This is a genomic window from Lachnospiraceae bacterium GAM79 (genome assembly GCA_020735665.1).
Lineage (GTDB): Bacteria > Bacillota > Clostridia > Lachnospirales > Lachnospiraceae > Coprococcus.
Map to the genome: position 1 here is coordinate 1,136,014 of CP085928.1, position 18,412 is coordinate 1,154,425.

Consider the following 18,412-nt stretch of genomic DNA (forward strand, 5'->3'; position numbering starts at 1 on the left):
CTGCACTTGCAGATTCTGAAGGAATGTTAAGGGAGGATTACAAATGCTTACACCTGTTGATTTACAACAAAAGAAATTTCAGCATGGTATGGGGTATACCAAAAAAGATGTTGATTCATTTTTTGATATTGTTATTTTGAGTTATACAGAGTTGTATAAATCAAATGCTGAACTGACCAATCAGGTCAAGACACTTACAGATAGTCTGGTGCATTACAGGACTACAGAATCAAAGCTTCAGAAATCACTTATGCTTGCAGAGAAGAACGCAGAAGAAGCTACAAAGAATGCAAATGACAAGGCCAAGATTATTGAGAACGATGCAAAAATCAAGGCAAATAATATTGTTCATCAGGCAAGAGAAGAGTTGGAAAGAATTGAAGACAGTATTGAGGGCATTAAGCAACAATACAGAGATTACACGATGGCATTTAAAAATCTGATGGATTCACATCTTCAATTTCTTGCAACGAATCCGATCAACGAAGAATTAGGTGTTGATTTTGACGAAATTATGAAGGATGCCAAGTATTTTAATGGAAATGCTGCAGCATATGCTCCTGCAGGTTCTGATGGCGAGGGGGCAGGTTCAGGCAGTTTTTCTACTTTCAGTGGCGATCCGCAGGGACGTGAAGAATCTACACTTGGCGGAGGAGGAGGTTCCGGTATGGGAGATTCCACACTTGGCGGATCATCCGGAGGTAATCTTTCAAGTGATTCTTCAGTATATACAAAGAATCTTGGTGGCGGTTCTTTCGTAGATCCGTTCAAATATAAAAACCAGTAAATCTAAAATCAAATAACAAATAAAGATTCCCTGCCTGAATATTGTTTCAGACAGGGATTTTACTGATAAATGCAAAAAATCATAGAAAGGAAATCAGAATGAAAAAAAACAGTATATTTGCAATCGTAAGTGTATTCTTACTGATTGGTCTGGATCAGCTTGTAAAATTCCTGATCACAAGCCATATGGCGTTATCCGATACAATACCAGTCATAAAAAATGTATTTCACATCACCTATATCCAGAATCGTGGAGCAGCATGGGGTAGTTTACAGGGAAAACGTATCTTGCTATTAGCTGTTACACTGCTTGTACTGATATTCCTCGTATACTTTTATATTAAAATGTTAAAGATGGATAAATATAAAGATCTCAGGATTCTGTTTTTATTTGTATTTTCGGGCGCAGTTGGCAATATGATCGATCGCATCCGCCTTGGTTACGTTATAGATATGTTTGATTTCCGTCTGATTAATTTTCCTGTCTTTAATGTTGCCGATATCTATGTAACTTGTAGTATGATCATTCTGCTTATCCTTATCTTGTTTAAATATAAGGATAATGAACTGGAAGATTTGTTTGGAGGGTCTAAAAAGGGCTCTGATCAAGAATAAATATATGGAAACTTATAATATAGAAGCAGATGAAAACTGGACAGATAAGCGAGTTGACAAGGGATTAGCCGATTATTTTGACAATTATTCACGCTCTTTTCTGAAAAAGCTGTTAGATGATGGGAATATACTGGTGAATGATAAAAAAGCAAAACCAAGTCTGAAAATCGCGTCCGGTGACAGAATAGACATTACGATTCCGAGTATTGCATCCGTTGAGATTGAACCGGAGAATATTCCACTTGATATCGTATATGAAGATGAGGATATTATTATTGTAAATAAACCAAAGGGAATGGTTGTTCATCCGGCTCCCGGGCATTATTCCGGTACACTTGTGAATGGCTTAATGTATCATTTTAAAGATTCTCTGTCAGGGATCAACGGAGAACTTCGCCCCGGTATTGTCCATCGAATAGATATGGATACAACCGGGCTCCTTGTTGTCTGTAAAAATGATGCTGCTCATAATTTTCTGTCAGAACAGCTTGCTGTCCATTCAATCACAAGAAAATATTATGCAATCTGTTTTAATTATTTTACAGAAGATGAAGGTATCGTTGATCTGCCTATCGGAAGACATCCGACAGATCGAAAAAAAATGGCAGTCAACTATAAAAATGGTAGAAATGCAGTAACTCACTATAAAGTTCTGAAAAAACTAAAAAACAATTTCTGCCTGATTGAATGTCAGTTAGAGACAGGAAGAACGCATCAGATTCGTGTTCATATGTCATATATTAAGCATCCGTTGTTAGGAGATGCCATATATGGACCTAAAAATCAGCCATATCATCTGCAGGGACAGACACTTCATGCCGGTGTACTTGGTTTTATTCATCCATCCACAAAAGAATATGTAGAATTTTCAAGTGAACTTCCTGAGTATTTCCAAAAGTTGTTAAAACAGTTGGAGCTTTAAATGTCTGAGGATTGTAAAATTTCATTTCTAAAAAGATATTCGTTTGAATATTCTTCCATTAATTTATTAAATTCGTTTTATATTATTTTTAGATATAAAACGAATTTTTTGATTTACATTTTTTTGTGGAAATGTTATAATTTTTATTATAAAAAATAAACAATTTTATGGTTTTTATACAGAAAACCGTAGTTTGTTTTTTACAGCAAATAAAAATCATACTTGCAAAGGGGGCTTTTATTATGGCTTGCAATAAAATTATAACAATAGGACGACAGTTTGGAAGCGGCGGAAGAGAAGTTGGACAGAAACTTGCTGAAAAACTTGGTATTCCGTTTTATGATAAGGAACTTTTAAAGATCGCAGCAAGAGACAGTGGTATCTGCGAAGAATTATTTGAGAACTTTGACGAGAAACCAACAAACAGTTTTCTCTATACATTAGTTATGGATCCATATTCATTAGGATTCGGAACATCCGGTGAATTGCCATTAAATCATAAAGTTTTTCTGGCTGCATTTGACACTATCAAATCTATTGCTGAAAAAGATGGTACCTGTGTATTTGTAGGTCGTTGTGCAGATTATGCCTTAAGAGATTATTCTAACGTTGTAAATGCATTTATATATGCAGATATTGATGATCGTATAAAACGTATTGCAAAGAAATACGAACTTACAGATGCGAAAGCAAAGGATTTGATCCGCAAAGAAGACAAATCAAGAGCATCCTATTACAATTATTACACGTCCAAGCGTTGGGGTGAGATGAAAGGCTATGACATCTGCCTGAATTCCAGCCAGTTTGGAATTGATAATTGTGTAGATATGTTATACGATGCCGTTACAAAGTATTAGACCATGATATAATGAACGCAAAATTATTTGCTCGCAAGGATGCTGATTTTGCGAAATGCATAGAATGTGCGAAGCACATGATATAATGATGAAAAATCGCTTGCTTGCAAGGGACGATTTTTCGAATGCATTGAGTGAGTTATGCTCACGATATTACATAATGAAAAAATGCGCTGAGAGATATTTCCCGGCGCATTTTTCATATCAAATACTTAATATTATTCTTTTATTAATTTTCAAAGAATGTTCTTTATTCTAATAACATTTATACTTTATTGCATAGGGGAGTTACAACTGATTTAATCATCACGTTTTTCTCGTAATTGAACACGATTCCTGGCACTTCGCCGCCTGTCCTCATCCATATCTGCATAATGTTTTCTTGTTGTATTTACATCGCTGTGACCAAGAACATCCGCAACCAGATAAATATCACCGGTTTCTCGATACAATTCTGTGCCATAGGTGCTTCTTAATTTATGCGGAGTAATATGCTTCAAAGGGATAACGCCTTCTGAATATTTTTTTACCAGCATTTCAACAGACCGAACAGACATTCGTTTTTTTTGGCTGGAGAGGAAGAGAGCATTTTCATATCCTGATACCGGCTCTATATGTTTGCGTTCCTCAAGATAATCTGTTAATGCGTCTGTAACTTCATCACCAAAATAAACATAAGATTCATAACCGCCTTTTCTGGTAACTTTTACGCGGCTGTTATTAAAATCCACATCTTTAAGATCGATTCCAACACATTCAGATACACGGATACCTGTTCCAAGCATGAGAGTCAAAATTGCAAGATCACGAACCTTTGTCTTTGCATGATATGCCTGTTGGTGTTTGGTTAAATGATCACCATATTCAACAGCATCTAAGAAATCTGCGACCTCATTTGTATCCAGTCTGGTTATTGTTTTACCATGAATCTTTGGCATATCCACTTTTTCAGCCGGATTTGACTTTATACGGTCGTTTTTATACAAATATGCATAGAATACCCTTAATGCAGATAATTTGCGTTTAATAGCCCGTTCAGCGTTCGTATAGACCTTTCCATCCTTTTCATAATACTTAAGATATTCCAGATATTCTTCAATATCTTCAGCTTCGAGGGCTGATATATCCTCCAATGTGATATCAATCGGTTTTCGTCCTCGAAACTGTGGGCATTCGCTGCATAAAAAGTTATAAAATGTTTTTATATCTCTGGCATATCCAAGCCGTGTTCTGGATGAAGTTCGATTTTCAATCCCACGAAAAACAATCTTAACATATGAAGGAAGCTCTGCTAGAATATTTCGTAGAAGAATTGTATTTTTTATATTGATGTCATTTGTATATTCGTTTGCCATTTGAAATTACCTTTTTCCTTTCTACTAACAATATATTTACATATTATTTATTGATTCCGTGTATGTTTTTATATATAATATCTGTTAAATGTATATCAAAAATTGATGTAATTGCAGAATATCATTTAAATGTGGTGTATATTTAATTATGTTTTTTCGTAAAACCTTAGTTTTGCGAAAAGTTATATCTGCTAAATTAGTTATATCACACTCTGCCTCTGAGTGCAATTCTTTCATCAATATTTTCTTGAAACCAATTCCTTTTATAAGTATAATATACACGGTTATGAAACAAATCTTATCATTTTGAGGTAATTATATGAAATTACAAAAGTTATTAAGTTATACAAGACGCGCCATCGATTCATATGAAATGATCGATAATGGTGATAAAATTGCAGTTGGTATTTCCGGTGGTAAGGACAGCCTGACTTTACTCTATGCTCTGGCTGAATTACGACGATTCTATCCAAAAAAATTTGATCTGATCGCTATTACAGTTAATCTCGGCTTTGATAATTTTGATACTGCAAAGATCGAACAATTATGTAAAGAACTGGATGTTCCTTATTATATTGTAGATACAGAAATATATGATATTGTATTCAATGTCCGAAAAGAGAAAAATCCATGTTCTTTATGCGCTAAAATGCGAAAAGGCGCATTAAATCAGAAATTAAATGATCTTGGATGTAACAAGATTGCTTATGCGCATCATAAGGATGATTTTATTGAAACCTTCCTTATGTCATTATTATATGAAGGCAGAATCCATACATTCTCACCTAAAACATATCTGGATAAAAGTGAATTGATGGTTATTCGCCCTCTTATGTATATAAACGAAGGTGAAATTATCTCTTTTAAGAATGATATGCAGCTTCCTGTTATCAAGAGTCCTTGTCCTGCCGATGGATATACGAAACGTGAATATGCAAAACAAACTCTGGCGAAGTTGGAAAAGGAAACTCCCGGCTGCAAGCAGCGGATTTTTTCCGCTATCGAACGGGGAACTCCGGATGGCTGGCCTGTAAAGATCGACAATCCAAGACTTTACAATAAAGATGCCAAATAAGCACATTCTATTATGTAATTCGATAATTATGATTCTTTATACCACGAATTCTGTGTATTATAAATATATATAGTTATATTTTGAATAAAAAAGTATCTGTTTTTATCCTCTTATAAGGCAAATCTGTTTTAAACAGATAAACCATATAACATTTTATAACAGATACTTTTTATTATTTATTCGTAATCATTTACTTTATAATATGGAATCAGTAAATTAGTTCCATCTACGATGACATCTGTATTCAGATTATTCATCGCAAGCACTTCATCGATATAAGCCTGTGTGGAAGCATACTCTTCTGTCTTATATTCATTTGCGATATCCCACAGGGTATCTCCTTCTTCTATGGTGATACATTTATAATATTTCTTACTTGCGTTCGATGCGCTGGTTGCCGGTGAATCCTTATGGGATATAAGGATATATAATACTGTAACCAGGATAATACCTGCTATAATGAAAATCTTTTTTGTACTGATAAATCTTACTACGTTCTTCATGTTCTCTTCCTCCTTAGAATTAAAATCTATATGTAATGTAATATTCTGAACAAATGTTTGAATAAATTATATCGAACAGTTGTTCATTTGTCAATATATTTCCGAACATTTGTATGGATTATTCGAAAATATATTCGTCATATCCCGATGACTTCTTTATAATACCAGTATGGATGAGTAAAAAAGCGCACACAAGAAAGAGAACATTTGTTTGCAAAACGAACAATTATGTGCTACTATTATTCATATAAGTTTTTTTAATACATTTAGGAGGATTTACATATGGGAAAAGAAAAGCTCACGGATAAGCAAACTCAGATCCTTGAATATATACGTCATGAGATTCTTGCAAAGGGGTATCCGCCATCAATCAGAGAGATCTGTCAGGCTGTTGATCTGAAGTCTACTTCTTCTGTACATGCTCAGTTATCATCATTAGAGGCAAAGGGCTATATCAGAAGGGATCTGACAAAGTCCCGCTCAATTGAGATCATAGACGATGATTTTTCACTTACCAAACGGGAACTGGTAAACATCCCTATCGTTGGAACGGTTTCCTGTGGTCAGCCTATCCTTGCTGAACAGAACATCGAAGACTATTTCCCTGTTCCACCGGAATATATTCATAATACGAATAACCAGACCTTTATGCTTCGTGTAAAGGGTGACAGTATGATCAATGTAGGTATTTATGAAAAGGATCTTGTAATTGTTGAGCAGTGCTCTTCTGCCAGAAATGGCGAGATCGTCGTTGCATTGATCGAGGATTCTGCAACAGTTAAGACCTTTTATAAAGAAAACGGTTATATTCGTTTACAGCCGGAAAATGATTATATGGATCCGATCCTTGTCGAACATTGCGAGATCCTAGGTCGTGTGATCGGTCTGTTCCGTAATTTTATCTGATCTGATTTAGATAAGTGCTTTCCGGATAAAAACGATTAGTACAAAAATATATTTTGCACATCAAAAATGCACCTCAATATGACCGGCATAATAAATGCCTGATCATTTCAGAGGTGCATTTTATTGATTTACAAACAGCTTCTTTGCATAATTATATAAGGCATTCTGCCATACTACCGTCTGATGACCGCCTGTGGTTTCATAAAAGATATGTTCGATACCGCGTTTATGCATATAATCATCTAGCTGATGCCAATCCGTTATCCTTCGACATACGAATCAGTTTATTTAGCTGATGAGTTTCCGGCACTGTTACACCTTTACATTCCAAAAAGGCTTTTAATGTAAATTCCACACACTGTTGAAGTTTGTAAGCAGTATCATTAATAAATAGTTCATCCCAACTGAAACATTTTAATGCTTCTTTTGCTGATATAAAATGATGTCGTGCCATTCTGAAATATCGAATATCACACATACTATCCCCTCCTGTAAACTAATACACCGTGCTCCCACAAAATCTTTTTTAAACGTTCACCAATATCAAACAAAATATCGACGTCACTATTTATTTCAAAAAAATCATTCGGTACTTTTTTATAACCATCATTTCGTATAACTACCATGTCTATATCACTTTTTGAGTTACAACGAAATTCAACCGAACTACCAAATATAATTAACGCATCAAGTCCGTTATCCTCGGCACAGCTATTTACTAATTTCTGGATTTCTTTTTGCTTTAAAGGGTGAATCCGGTTACAATTCATAAAACTGACGCCATCTAGGATTTCAAAATCCCATAGATTAGGATTGTTCTCATTAATTAAATCTGCCGGATCTATATGATTATTCCGCATTTTATTCACCTCAAATCCACATCAGATATAATATTTAAACTATTCATATTATTTATAACAGAGATTCAGATATTTATAAAAGGTCTAGACATTTATATAAATTCTAATAATGGCTTTCAAAAATGAATTTTAGCTTTCGATAAAACTATTTAATCTTTAATATTCTTTCAATACATCCGAATAAATATTTCCTATTTATCAACATTCAAAATCTTTAATTAAAACCTTTTACAATTTATTAATTATAAATATTTTCTTGTATATTTTCTATTTTATCATAAATCATGAACATTTTCCCTTTTTAATAATTAAAAAGTACTTTCACCTGTATAATTACCATTAGAATCATAAATATACCCATAATTATCAGTATAACATCTTATTTTACCACTTCCATCATATATAGACCTATACCATCTTCCACTATTTAAAATATTACTTGCAGGACCTGGACCATTGTACTGTTTCACTGGAGTAACTTTCGTTACATCTTTTTTACCATTGGTAAACTTATAGCGTTTACCGTCGCTTAATGTTACATATCCGGTACACAGGGCATATTGCTTTTTAGATTTATTCCACTTCTTAACAGTCTTTTTATTTGAATCATATAAATAAGAAGCAGATTTTGAATTTTTATAAAAGAAATACTGCTGTCCTGATTTCTTATCTTTTTTCCATTTATTACTTTTTACAGAATATGCTGTTTTCTTACCTTTTTTAAAGTAATAATATTTACCATCACTTAGCTTACAGATACCATTATATTTTTTAAAACTACCGTTTTTCCACTGATAAAGAGTCTTATTCTCCCATTTATAAGACGCCGTCGTTTTATTCTTATTAAAATAATACTGCACACCTGACTTTTTATACCAGCCGGCTTTATGGTTTGTTTCCTTTGCAGTAACCTTTTGAGTTGTTTCATTAATTTTTATTTCCGAAATATCGCTGCCTTTTTTAACTGTAATTGCAGCAGCTTCAGCAGTATTCGTGTTCACAGAACAACATGTGATCATCACACATATAACAATTAATAAACTAACAATCCTTTTAAATCCTCTCATAAAGTCCCTCTCTCTCTTAATATACCTGTTTATCCGGCTGTCTCTCTGCGATCTCCTTGAATGCATCAAAGTTCTGCTTGAACAGCTCTACAACCTGCGGATCAAAATGTTTTCCGGATAGACTTACGATCTCATTATACGTCTCTTCTACGGACCATCCACGCTTGTAGTACCGTTCAGAGGTAAGCGCATCAAAAACGTCACATACCGCCATTAAACGGCTGATATAGGCAATCTCCTCACCCTTCATACCTAGATATCCTGTTCCGTCCCAGCGTTCATGATGCTCCTTTGCAATCGTTCTTGCAATCTGCATGATCTCACCCGGACAATGCTCCAGAAGTGCATCACCATAGAGAACATGGCTTTTCATGATCGCATATTCTTCATCTGTCAGTTTACCGGGCTTATCCAGGATCTCCTCACTGATCATAAGCTTTCCGATGTCATGCATCATGGCAGCCGTTGACAGTTTATCCACGTAATCATCATCAAAACCGGATGCCTTTCCGAGCACCCGCATGTAATCTGCTACACGCTTGATATGTTCTCCTGTATATTTGGATTTACTCTCGGATAATTCAGCAAATGCAAATATCAGCTCTTTCTGATTGCTCTTTACTTCTTCTGCGTTATCAATTACAGAATTCAGCATCGTAGAGTTTCTGGATACAATGAAATATGCAACAAGTGACAGGATCAGGATTGTGATCACACATGGAAATACCGACAAGACCATGCTGTCTGTATAGTCCATATAAATCGGCGCAACCATGAAATCACAGTATGTAAGATTGATAAAATCTGCAAGAATAACACCGACAGTAGACATCAGCGCGGTAAATACAACCAGCGTCTTATTATAATATAAAGATGTCAGCAGAATCGGGAAGATCCAGACAACTAATGCCATATGGGAAAATACAGAGCTCAATATCATACAGTTAAAAACTGCGATACATATAACTACATACTTGATCGCCTCATTCCTGTCATGCTTGAAAAAGTCAATAACAAGCGTCGGAATAAGCGAAAAAATACAGCAGAGAACCATACATATCGTAACCACCACAAGGTTACATTCTCTGCTGAAAAATGCGAATGCCCATAACGCAACTACCAGTGCAACAAAAAAACGCATACACTTCGCTGCTATATGATTGATCTTTATATAATTGTCTTTTAATAATCTGTTATCGTTCATACCTACCCCAAAAACATATCTATGAAAGTAAATTCTTTGTTACATCGGCTGCATCATTCCAGATACGTTCTATATCATAGAATCTGCGTGCCTCATCCGAAAAGATATGAACAATTATATCATAATAATCTAACAAAATCCATCCTCCCTGTGAATATCCTTCCACACTTTTTAAAGAATATCCGGCTTTGTGCATTTCTTCTTCCACACTGTCACACATCGCCTGTACCTGATTCTTGTTTGTTCCGTCTGCAATAACAAAATAATCAGCTACAGCAGAGATCTTTTTAATATCAAGGATCTTAATATCAAAGGCTTTTTTATCATCCAGGGCTTTATAAACAATTGCTGCCATTTCCTGTGCTGTATTCATATATGACGCTCCTCCTGCTCTGTATATTGGTTTTAATATTGTATCCCATTCGTTTATTTATTGTTGCCTGTTTAAATATCGACTTCTTTCAGCTTATCCGCTACCGCCTGGTGAGCAACATAATAATTATAGGTATCGATCGACATCGGATCGGTATCATCCGTTGTAGTATCAAGATACGATAAAGTATTTTTCAGGATATGAACGATACATTTGTCAATATCGGCAAATGCTTCCTTCCGGATCTCCTCGATCTCCTTTAATGGTTTCCGGTTCGGCTCTATATAATCTGCAACAAACAGGATCTTCTCAAGCATGTTCATTGCCGGTTTTCCTGTGGTATGACATGCAATCGCAGACAGGATATCAGGATCCTTTACGTCATATTTTTCCCTTGCATAAAATGCCCCAAGCTTGGCATGTAGGAGTTCAGGATTATTATATTCACATTCGCTGATTGGAAGATTATTCTTCGTACAACGCTCGATCTTTTCTTCTGGTGAAAGGCACTTTGCACAATCATGTAACAGTCCGGCAGTCAGTGCTTTTTCTACATTTACACCATGTACCATAGCCAGACAGCCAGATACATATTCTACTCCTAATGAATGTTCAAATCTTCGATCTGTCAGTTTCTTCTGAAGTTTCTCTCTCATTTCCTGTCTGTTCATTGTTCTGCCCCTTCTCCTGTAAACTATTCCTGCACTATATTATACTGTTTTACCAATCTGCGTCAATTATTTGTCTGTTGATCAAGGATTTAATCAAGGTTTTCATCCGTCTGATATAGACCATATTCCTTAATATAGCGGCATACAGCCATTGGTACAGCTCCTGATATATCCTGTCCGGTTTTAACAGCTTCCCGGATGCCGGACGATGACACATCAACCGGATGGATCTGCATCTGTCTGATATCCGCATCTGCATATATTTTCTTTAAATGCCGGATCTTAGCATCGACATCTTCCGCCTGGATCTGATCTCTCGTTGTAACGATCAATTTAGAGAGAGAAAGAATCCTGCCCGGCTCTCTCCAGCTGTCAAATGCAAGGATCGAATCCCCACCCATGATAAAATACCATTCCGTATCCGGATACTGTTCATGTAGCTGTGCCAGTGTATCAACGGTATAGGTAACTCCGCCACGCTGTAATTCCAGATCCGAACAACGAAGTCCGTCATGATCCTTTACTGCAAGTTCTACCATATGGAGTCTGTCTTCATTTGTAACCGATCTGTCCCACTTCTTGTATGCCGGGATATGATTCGGCATCAGCCAGATCTGATCCAGTGCAAACTGCTCCAGAGCCTGTTTTGCAAGCTCCAGATGGCCGTTATGAACCGGATTAAAGCTGCCGCCTAAAATTCCAATCTTCATATTCTGATCTTTCATATTATTTTGGAAGTTCAATCTTCTTATGCTCTTTGGATGGACGATAGAATACGATCTTACGGCCGATAACCTGAACGACTTCTGATTTGGTACGTTCTGCGATCATGGCAGCCATTTCTCTCGGATCATCCAGACAATTCTTTAATACTGAGATCTTAACCAGCTCTCTTGCCTCTAACGCTTCATTTACAGACTGTGTAAATTCCGGTGTCAGGGAACTCTTACCGATGTTTAAGATTGGATCGATATTCATTGCCAGTCCTTTTAAATATGCTCTCTGCTTACTTGTCATAGTATACTCCTAACTTATATCCTGTAACCGGCAGGATCGCCTGCCGGTTTGTTATCACATTTATCTTTATTTATAATAGTCAAATTCCAGTCCATACATACGAACAGTATCACCTTCGCCGATTCCAAGCGCTTCCAGCTGGCCTAAGATACCGTTTGTCTTTAAGAATTTCTGGAAGAACTCAAATCCTTTTTCTGATTCCAGATTCGTATATCCAAGCATACGTTCAATACGAGGTCCCTCGATCACATATACGTCATCTTCTTCATTGTAGCTGACCTCAAAAGGAAGATCCGGATTATCATGGAAATCGAGATCAACCTCCGGTTCGAATTCGACTACATCATCCGGTGCATTCTTTACAAGATCGTTGACATACCATAAAAGCTCGGAAATACCCTTGCCGGATACTGCTGAGATCGGGAATATCTTTACACCATCTTTTTCAAATTCTTCCTTTAACATCTCGATCACGGTCTCATAACCGATCTCGTCTAAGGCATCGATCTTATTTGCAGCTATAACCGTTGGACGGCTTTCGATATCTTTATTATATTTTTTCAATTCTTCATTAATGATCTTTACATCATTCACCGGATCTCTGCCATCGATCGAAGCTGCGTCGACAATGTGGATGATCACCTTTGTACGTTCGATATGACGCAGGAATTCCAGACCAAGTCCGACACCCTCTGCTGCACCTTCGATGATTCCCGGAATATCTGCAATAACAAATCCGTTATGCTCTCCGAGATCTACTACGCCAAGATTCGGTGTCAGTGTCGTAAAATGGTATTCTGCGATCTTTGGTCTTGCATTTGTAACTCTTGCAAGAAATGTTGATTTTCCTACGCTTGGGAAACCAACAAGACCGACATCTGCGATACACTTAAGTTCCAGATCAACGATCAATTCTTTTGCCGGCTGTCCCGGCTGTGCATACTTTGGAGCCTGCATGGTTGACGTAACATAATTACGGTTACCTCGTCCGCCTCGTCCACCCTTTAACAGTACGACCGGCTCTTTCTTATCTGCCATATCAAGGATCACTTTCCCTGTCTCAGAATCCTTAATGACAGTTCCAGGTGGAACTTTTAATACAACATCTGCACCATTTGCGCCATGACAGTTTCTCTTACCGCCCGGTTCGCCATCCTGTGCTCTGTACTTTGTTATATGTCTGAAATCAGTCAGGGTGTTCAAACCTTCATCTACTACAAAGATCACGTCTCCACCTTTGCCGCCATCTCCGCCATCCGGACCTCCGTCCGGCACGTATTTCTCCCGACGGAAGGATACATGTCCGTCTCCGCCTTTTCCTGCTCTGATAAATATTCTGGCTCTGTCTGCAAACATTGCTTTCCTCCTTTATACATACATCCGTATGTAAAGAAAAAGCCGGAATAAACTATATTTACTCCGGCTAATAACATGCATAAACTAAGTAATATTACTCATTTACTACAGGGTAAATAGAAACCTGCTTCTTATCTCTACCCTTTCTCTCAAATCTAACGATACCATCAGCTGTAGCGAATAATGTATCATCTCCGCCGATACCAACGTTAAGACCTGGATGAATCTTTGTTCCACGCTGTCTGTAAAGGATGTTTCCAGCCTTAACGAACTGACCGTCAGCGCGCTTAGCTCCTAATCTCTTAGACTCGGAATCTCTGCCGTTCTTAGTAGAACCAACACCTTTTTTATGAGCAAAAAACTGAAGTTCCATCTTCATCATTTCAATTACACCTCCTTAAAGGTTATACAAACAAAATCACTATAGGATTCACTGATATCCGTAATACCTGTCTCAAACACTCCTATGATCAGTAAGGCATCATGTCCCGGCTGTTCATCAAACAGAAACTTCATATCTCCGTTTTTCTGATCGCTGTCTACATGAAATGCTTCCTCACAAAAGCGTTCAACAGAATTCACAACTGTGATCGCAAGTGCCGATACAGCACTGCATACGATATCAGATCCTGAATCTGCATATCCTGCATGACCGGATACATAAAATCCCATTGTGTCTGAATTAGCGTTTTTATAAATGGTTACCTTTATCATAACAGATTATGCGTTGATTGACTTGATCTCAACCTGTGTATAAGCCTGTCTGTGACCATTCTTCTTATGATAGCCAGTCTTTCTCTTGTACTTGTAAACAACTACCTTCTTAGCCTTGCCATCACCAATTACAGATGCTGTAACGGTTGCGTTTGCAACTGCATCACCACATTTAACGTCTGAATCAGTACTTACTAAAATAACGTCGTCAAATGTTACTTCGCTGCCAGCTTCTGCTCCAAGCTTCTCAACTCTGATTACGTCTCCTTCAGCTACCTTGTACTGCTTACCGCCTGTTGCTATAATTGCGTACATAGGGTTTACCTCCTTAATCAAACTCGCCAGTTATGGTGTCGCATAAAAATATGCAAACTTATACCTCACTGTGCGGCACACTAGTACACTTTACCATTTTGGTTTTATTTTGTCAACTGTTCTTTCAACGATTTGCGAATTTTTTTTCGGGTCAGTTCCACCAGGGAAAGCTTAGTAACATCCACAAATGCTGCAGGAACAGAATCCTTTGCAAGCTCCTGTTCGAGAATATCTTTTATAACATCCATCGAGCCCGGCTGCTTCATATTTATAAAATCAACTACGATGATCCCCGACAGATTTCGCAGTCTTAACTGTCTGCACACCTCTACTGCCGCTTCAGAATTGATACGGAGCAGATGCTCCTCAAAGGAATGTTTATCGACCGATTTACCGGTATTTACATCGATCACGACCATTGCCTCCGTCTGTTCGATCACCAGGTAGGCACCCGACTTCATCCAGACCCGTTCTTTTTTCAAGTTTTCCAGATCTCTTGGTAGATTATATAAAGTCAACAGATTACAATTCTTATCATTATACATGGTAAGCTTCACATCCGTGATCTGTTTTTCCGACAGATACATTGCAAATTCATCAAACACCAGCTTCTGATCTGTTACGATCTCTTGAAGTCCGGCATTATGCTTTAATATAAAATAATCGAGATATTCTGCATCATTCTTATACAGACAGGAATAACAGGTTCTGGTCTTTGCTGTCTGTATGATCTGTTTTAATTGTTTGGATAGTTCGCTTAAATCAGACAATATTGTTTCATCCGGCAGTTCCTGACATACTGTCCGCAAGATACAGCCAAATCCATCCGGCAATACTCTCTTCGCCAGTTGGTGCAGATGATCTCTTGTCTCTTTCTTTCGGATCTTTCCGGATATACCGATCCTGCCTGATGTATTTACAAGCAGATTTTCTGTCTTTAACTCGATCTCTGATGTGGCGACCGGATTCTTTGTCTTGATCGCGTCCTTGCTCACCTGCACAAGGATCTCATCTCCGGCTTTTAACACAGAATTTTTTTTTGCATTTAAAAATATATGTTTATTATCACTGATGCTGTAATAGCATGGAAGCCCTGTGCCGATATCGACAAAAGCAGCGTCAATATTGGCCACGATATTTTCCACCTTGCCGACATAGATATTCGATAAAATGGACTGGCGGTCAAATAACATCAGATCAGACAGCTTCCCATCTGAATAAACAGCTTCCAGTATATGATCTTCATAATTTGTTATTACAAGCTTATTCATCAGAATTCTTCACCTGCCATATAAAGCGGCTGTAATGAGCCGTCTTTGTCATAATAGGTTTCCAGACGGTGAATATAAATCTGGAAGAAATCATAGGTCTCACCGCAAAGGTCATATAATGCCTTTATCACCAATTCCGGTTTCAGGTTATAGACGCTTCCGGTCTGTAACAGCATATAGATACCGTCACCTCTCCGTTCCAGCTTTAAAATACCCGGACGGATATTTTCTTCTTTTTCACTCTTTTTTGTTTTCTTTAATACAATGATCTCGTCCTGTTTATTCAGTTCATCCACAGAAGCAAGCAGCTTTTCGCTTAGATCATTCTGCTCCCGAAATGTGATCTCATAATCCGATGCAGCAACAATCGACATAGCATTCTTTGCATCCTCCGGGATCTGCACACATTTCGTAACATGTATCTCATCAACGGATACCGCATTTAAAGCTTCAATCATCTCAGTCGAAGTTGTCACAGAATTAAATTCCGCGTCAAAATATTCACCATCCGATGTAATTCCAAGTGCAAGCGGAGCTGCAAATGAAATGATCTGATGCGGGGAATAACCTTTGGAATAACTGATATCCAGCTTCGCCCGACGGATCTCCTTCTGGAAATATCGCATGACATCCAGATGACCGATAAATTTCAGATTCCCAAGCTTGGAGTATTTAATTCTTATTTTCAAAACAAACACCTCCTCCAAACTTTGCTGCGCCGCAGCCGGAACACTGCATCCGGCAGTTTGGTGTAACGACCTCTGCTTGTGCGCGCTCCCATTCCTTTTCCATAAACTTTCTTGTCACTCCGATATCTATGAAATCCCACGGAAGGATCTCATCTACACTTCTGTCACGATAGGTATAGAAGCCGATATCAATATGATTTTTTTCAAGCGCATTGTCCCAATTTGATTTATCAAAATATTCCGTCCACGCATCAAAGATCTGTCCTGACTGATAGACATCGTAGATCACCTGACAGAGCTTGCGGTCACCTCTGGCAAGCAGTCCTTCAAGAATCGTAATATCCGCCTCATGATATGCGAATTTCAGACTCTTGTGGTTCTTTGCTTCGCGGAATTTATCTTTTACAAAATACGCACGCTTCTGGAATTCCTCCGGTGTTATCATCGGCGCCCACTGGAATGGTGTAAATGGTTTTGGTACGAAATAAGATGCGGAAGCCGATACCATGACACGGCCATCCCGCTTCTCCTTTGGTATATTTGCAAAATACAGCTCACTGATCTCCTCTGATAGATCAGCAATACCTGTAATATCGTCATAAGTCTCTGTCGGAAGTCCCATCATAAAATACAGTTTGACCTTATTCCAGCCGCCAAGGAACGCCTGTAACGAACCGTTTAATATATTCTCTTTCGTCAGACCTTTATTTATAACATTTCTTAATCGTTGTGTTCCGGCTTCCGGTGCAAATGTCAGGGAATTCTTCTTGATATCCTGAATCTTTTGCATAACATCAAGGGAAAATGCATCGATTCTGAGAGATGGCAGGGAGATATTGACATGATTGTTGTCCATCTTCTCGATCAGACAGTCCGTAAGCTCAGGAAGTGACTGATAATCACTGGAACTAAGCGAACTGAAGGTAATCTCCTCCTGACCGGTATTGTCTAACATAGCCTCTGCATAATGCTTCAGTACGTTTACATCCTTCGGTCTGGTCGGACGATAGATCATACCCGCCTGACAGAACCGACATCCACGGATACAGCCACGCATGATCTCTAATACAACACGGTCCTGTGTAACCTTCATATAAGAAACAACCGGCTTCTCCGGATAGACAGCAGATGACATATCCGTAACTACCTGCTTAAGGATCGTCTTTGGAACCTCTTCGTATTTTGGTCCAAAGGATGCGATCGTTCCATCCTCATGATAAGTGACATCATAAAGAGCCGGCACATAAAGCCCCGGAATCTGTGACACCTTGATCAGGAATTCTTCTCTTGTCATATCGGAATGTTTATAGATCTTATATAATTCGATCAGATCACCATACACCGTCTCGCCCTCTCCGATATAAAAAATATCAAAGAAATCAGCGATCGGTTCCGGATTGTAAGAACAGGGACCTCCTCCGATCACGATCGGATCCCCTTTTTTCCGGTCCTTCGACCAGATCGGTATCTCAGCCAGATCAAGCACCTGTAAAATATTCGTATAACACATCTCATACTGAAGAGTGATTCCAAGAAAATCAAACTCTTTTAAAGGATCTTGAGATTCCAGGGCAAATAACGGAATGTGCTGTTCTTTCATAACTTTATGCAGATCCGGCCACGGAGAATAGACACGTTCACACCAGGTATCTTCTCTCCGGTTGAACATGTCATATAAAATCTGGATGCCGAGATGGGACATTCCGATCTCGTACACATCCGGGAAACACATGCAAAATCTGACATCGACTTGTTCCTTGTCCTTCATGACACTGTTATATTCCCCTCCGATATATCTGGCAGGTTTTTCGATACTCATTAAAATCTCATCTGATAATGCAAGCTTTCTCATTTTG

At 37.9% G+C, this 18,412-nt stretch carries 23 protein-coding genes; 6 read left to right on the forward strand and 17 right to left on the reverse strand.

All coding sequences use genetic code 11. The annotated features are described in order from the left end of the window. Positions 1–43 precede the first annotated feature (43 nt). From LK416_05030 to LK416_05045, 4 genes are all read left to right on the forward strand, one after another. Positions 44–787 carry a DivIVA domain-containing protein gene (locus LK416_05030; protein UEA75546.1) on the forward strand — a complete coding sequence of 248 codons (744 nt, stop codon included), beginning with the start codon at positions 44–46 and terminating at the stop codon, positions 785–787. 98 nt (positions 788–885) lie between these two features. Continuing rightward, entirely contained in the window at positions 886–1,401 is a 516-nt protein-coding gene (gene lspA, locus LK416_05035; protein UEA75547.1) for a signal peptidase II, read from the forward strand. Between the two features lie 4 nt (positions 1,402–1,405). Beyond that, entirely contained in the window at positions 1,406–2,323 is a 918-nt protein-coding gene (locus LK416_05040; protein UEA75548.1) for an RluA family pseudouridine synthase, read from the forward strand. Between the two features lie 242 nt (positions 2,324–2,565). After that, complete coding sequence (locus LK416_05045) at positions 2,566–3,180, forward strand: cytidylate kinase-like family protein (protein ID UEA75549.1); 615 nt, start codon at positions 2,566–2,568, stop codon at positions 3,178–3,180. A gap of 299 nt (positions 3,181–3,479) precedes the next feature. On the opposite strand, the gene LK416_05050 is transcribed toward LK416_05045, so the two are convergent. Beyond that, on the reverse strand, positions 3,480–4,535 hold the full coding sequence (locus LK416_05050; GenBank protein ID UEA75550.1) for a tyrosine-type recombinase/integrase: 1,056 nt from the start codon (positions 4,533–4,535) through the stop codon (positions 3,480–3,482). A 319-nt stretch (positions 4,536–4,854) separates the two neighbouring features. On the opposite strand from LK416_05050, the gene LK416_05055 reads away from it, so the two are divergent. Further along, complete coding sequence (locus LK416_05055) at positions 4,855–5,610, forward strand: tRNA 2-thiocytidine(32) synthetase TtcA (GenBank protein ID UEA75551.1); 756 nt, start codon at positions 4,855–4,857, stop codon at positions 5,608–5,610. 176 nt (positions 5,611–5,786) lie between these two features. Here the strand turns inward: LK416_05055 and LK416_05060 are convergent, their stop codons facing one another. Then, complete coding sequence (locus LK416_05060) at positions 5,787–6,113, reverse strand: LysM peptidoglycan-binding domain-containing protein (protein UEA75552.1); 327 nt, start codon at positions 6,111–6,113, stop codon at positions 5,787–5,789. A 282-nt stretch (positions 6,114–6,395) separates the two neighbouring features. On the opposite strand from LK416_05060, the gene lexA reads away from it, so the two are divergent. Further along, a complete protein-coding gene (gene lexA / locus LK416_05065; GenBank protein ID UEA75553.1) occupies positions 6,396–7,019 on the forward strand; it encodes a transcriptional repressor LexA in 624 nt (207 codons plus the stop codon). Positions 7,020–7,257: 238 nt separating this feature from the next. Here the strand turns inward: lexA and LK416_05070 are convergent, their stop codons facing one another. From LK416_05070 to LK416_05140, 15 genes are all read right to left on the reverse strand, one after another. Further along, positions 7,258–7,497 carry a HEPN domain-containing protein gene (locus tag LK416_05070; GenBank protein ID UEA75554.1) on the reverse strand — a complete coding sequence of 80 codons (240 nt, stop codon included), beginning with the start codon at positions 7,495–7,497 and terminating at the stop codon, positions 7,258–7,260. Between the two features lies 1 nt (position 7,498). Beyond that, positions 7,499–7,879: a hypothetical protein gene (locus LK416_05075; protein ID UEA75555.1), complete on the reverse strand. Its 381-nt coding sequence runs from the start codon at positions 7,877–7,879 to the stop codon at positions 7,499–7,501. 308 nt (positions 7,880–8,187) lie between these two features. Next, positions 8,188–8,946, reverse strand: coding sequence for a hypothetical protein (locus LK416_05080; GenBank protein UEA75556.1), 759 nt, complete (start codon positions 8,944–8,946; stop codon positions 8,188–8,190). A gap of 16 nt (positions 8,947–8,962) precedes the next feature. Then, positions 8,963–10,150 carry an HD-GYP domain-containing protein gene (locus LK416_05085; GenBank protein ID UEA75557.1) on the reverse strand — a complete coding sequence of 396 codons (1,188 nt, stop codon included), beginning with the start codon at positions 10,148–10,150 and terminating at the stop codon, positions 8,963–8,965. Positions 10,151–10,169: 19 nt separating this feature from the next. Beyond that, the gene (gene rsfS / locus LK416_05090; protein UEA75558.1) at positions 10,170–10,523 is read right to left on the reverse strand and encodes a ribosome silencing factor; all 354 of its coding nucleotides are present in this window, start codon (positions 10,521–10,523) and stop codon (positions 10,170–10,172) included. A 71-nt stretch (positions 10,524–10,594) separates the two neighbouring features. Beyond that, positions 10,595–11,194 (reverse strand): bis(5'-nucleosyl)-tetraphosphatase (symmetrical) YqeK, encoded by a 600-nt coding sequence (yqeK, locus tag LK416_05095; protein ID UEA75559.1) that lies wholly within the window; start codon positions 11,192–11,194, stop codon positions 10,595–10,597. Positions 11,195–11,283: 89 nt separating this feature from the next. Beyond that, positions 11,284–11,919 carry a nicotinate-nucleotide adenylyltransferase gene (gene nadD / locus LK416_05100; protein UEA75560.1) on the reverse strand — a complete coding sequence of 212 codons (636 nt, stop codon included), beginning with the start codon at positions 11,917–11,919 and terminating at the stop codon, positions 11,284–11,286. Position 11,920: 1 nt separating this feature from the next. Then, a complete protein-coding gene (gene yhbY / locus LK416_05105; protein UEA75561.1) occupies positions 11,921–12,211 on the reverse strand; it encodes a ribosome assembly RNA-binding protein YhbY in 291 nt (96 codons plus the stop codon). A gap of 66 nt (positions 12,212–12,277) precedes the next feature. Then, the gene (gene obgE, locus LK416_05110; protein UEA75562.1) at positions 12,278–13,567 is read right to left on the reverse strand and encodes a GTPase ObgE; all 1,290 of its coding nucleotides are present in this window, start codon (positions 13,565–13,567) and stop codon (positions 12,278–12,280) included. 94 nt (positions 13,568–13,661) lie between these two features. Then, a complete protein-coding gene (gene rpmA / locus LK416_05115) occupies positions 13,662–13,949 on the reverse strand; it encodes a 50S ribosomal protein L27 (protein ID UEA75563.1) in 288 nt (95 codons plus the stop codon). Between the two features lie 5 nt (positions 13,950–13,954). Then, positions 13,955–14,281 (reverse strand): ribosomal-processing cysteine protease Prp, encoded by a 327-nt coding sequence (locus LK416_05120; protein UEA75564.1) that lies wholly within the window; start codon positions 14,279–14,281, stop codon positions 13,955–13,957. 6 nt (positions 14,282–14,287) lie between these two features. Then, complete coding sequence (gene rplU, locus LK416_05125; GenBank protein UEA75565.1) at positions 14,288–14,596, reverse strand: 50S ribosomal protein L21; 309 nt, start codon at positions 14,594–14,596, stop codon at positions 14,288–14,290. A gap of 104 nt (positions 14,597–14,700) precedes the next feature. Then, positions 14,701–15,867, reverse strand: a complete 1,167-nt coding sequence (locus LK416_05130) for a ribonuclease E/G (GenBank protein UEA75566.1) — start codon at positions 15,865–15,867, stop codon at positions 14,701–14,703. Further along, on the reverse strand, positions 15,867–16,556 hold the full coding sequence (locus LK416_05135; GenBank protein UEA75567.1) for a TIGR03936 family radical SAM-associated protein: 690 nt from the start codon (positions 16,554–16,556) through the stop codon (positions 15,867–15,869). The genes LK416_05130 and LK416_05135 overlap by 1 nt, the downstream gene beginning before the upstream one ends. Beyond that, positions 16,540–18,408, reverse strand: a complete 1,869-nt coding sequence (locus LK416_05140) for a TIGR03960 family B12-binding radical SAM protein (protein ID UEA75568.1) — start codon at positions 18,406–18,408, stop codon at positions 16,540–16,542. Before LK416_05140 ends, LK416_05135 begins: the two co-directional genes overlap by 17 nt. Positions 18,409–18,412 lie beyond the last annotated feature (4 nt).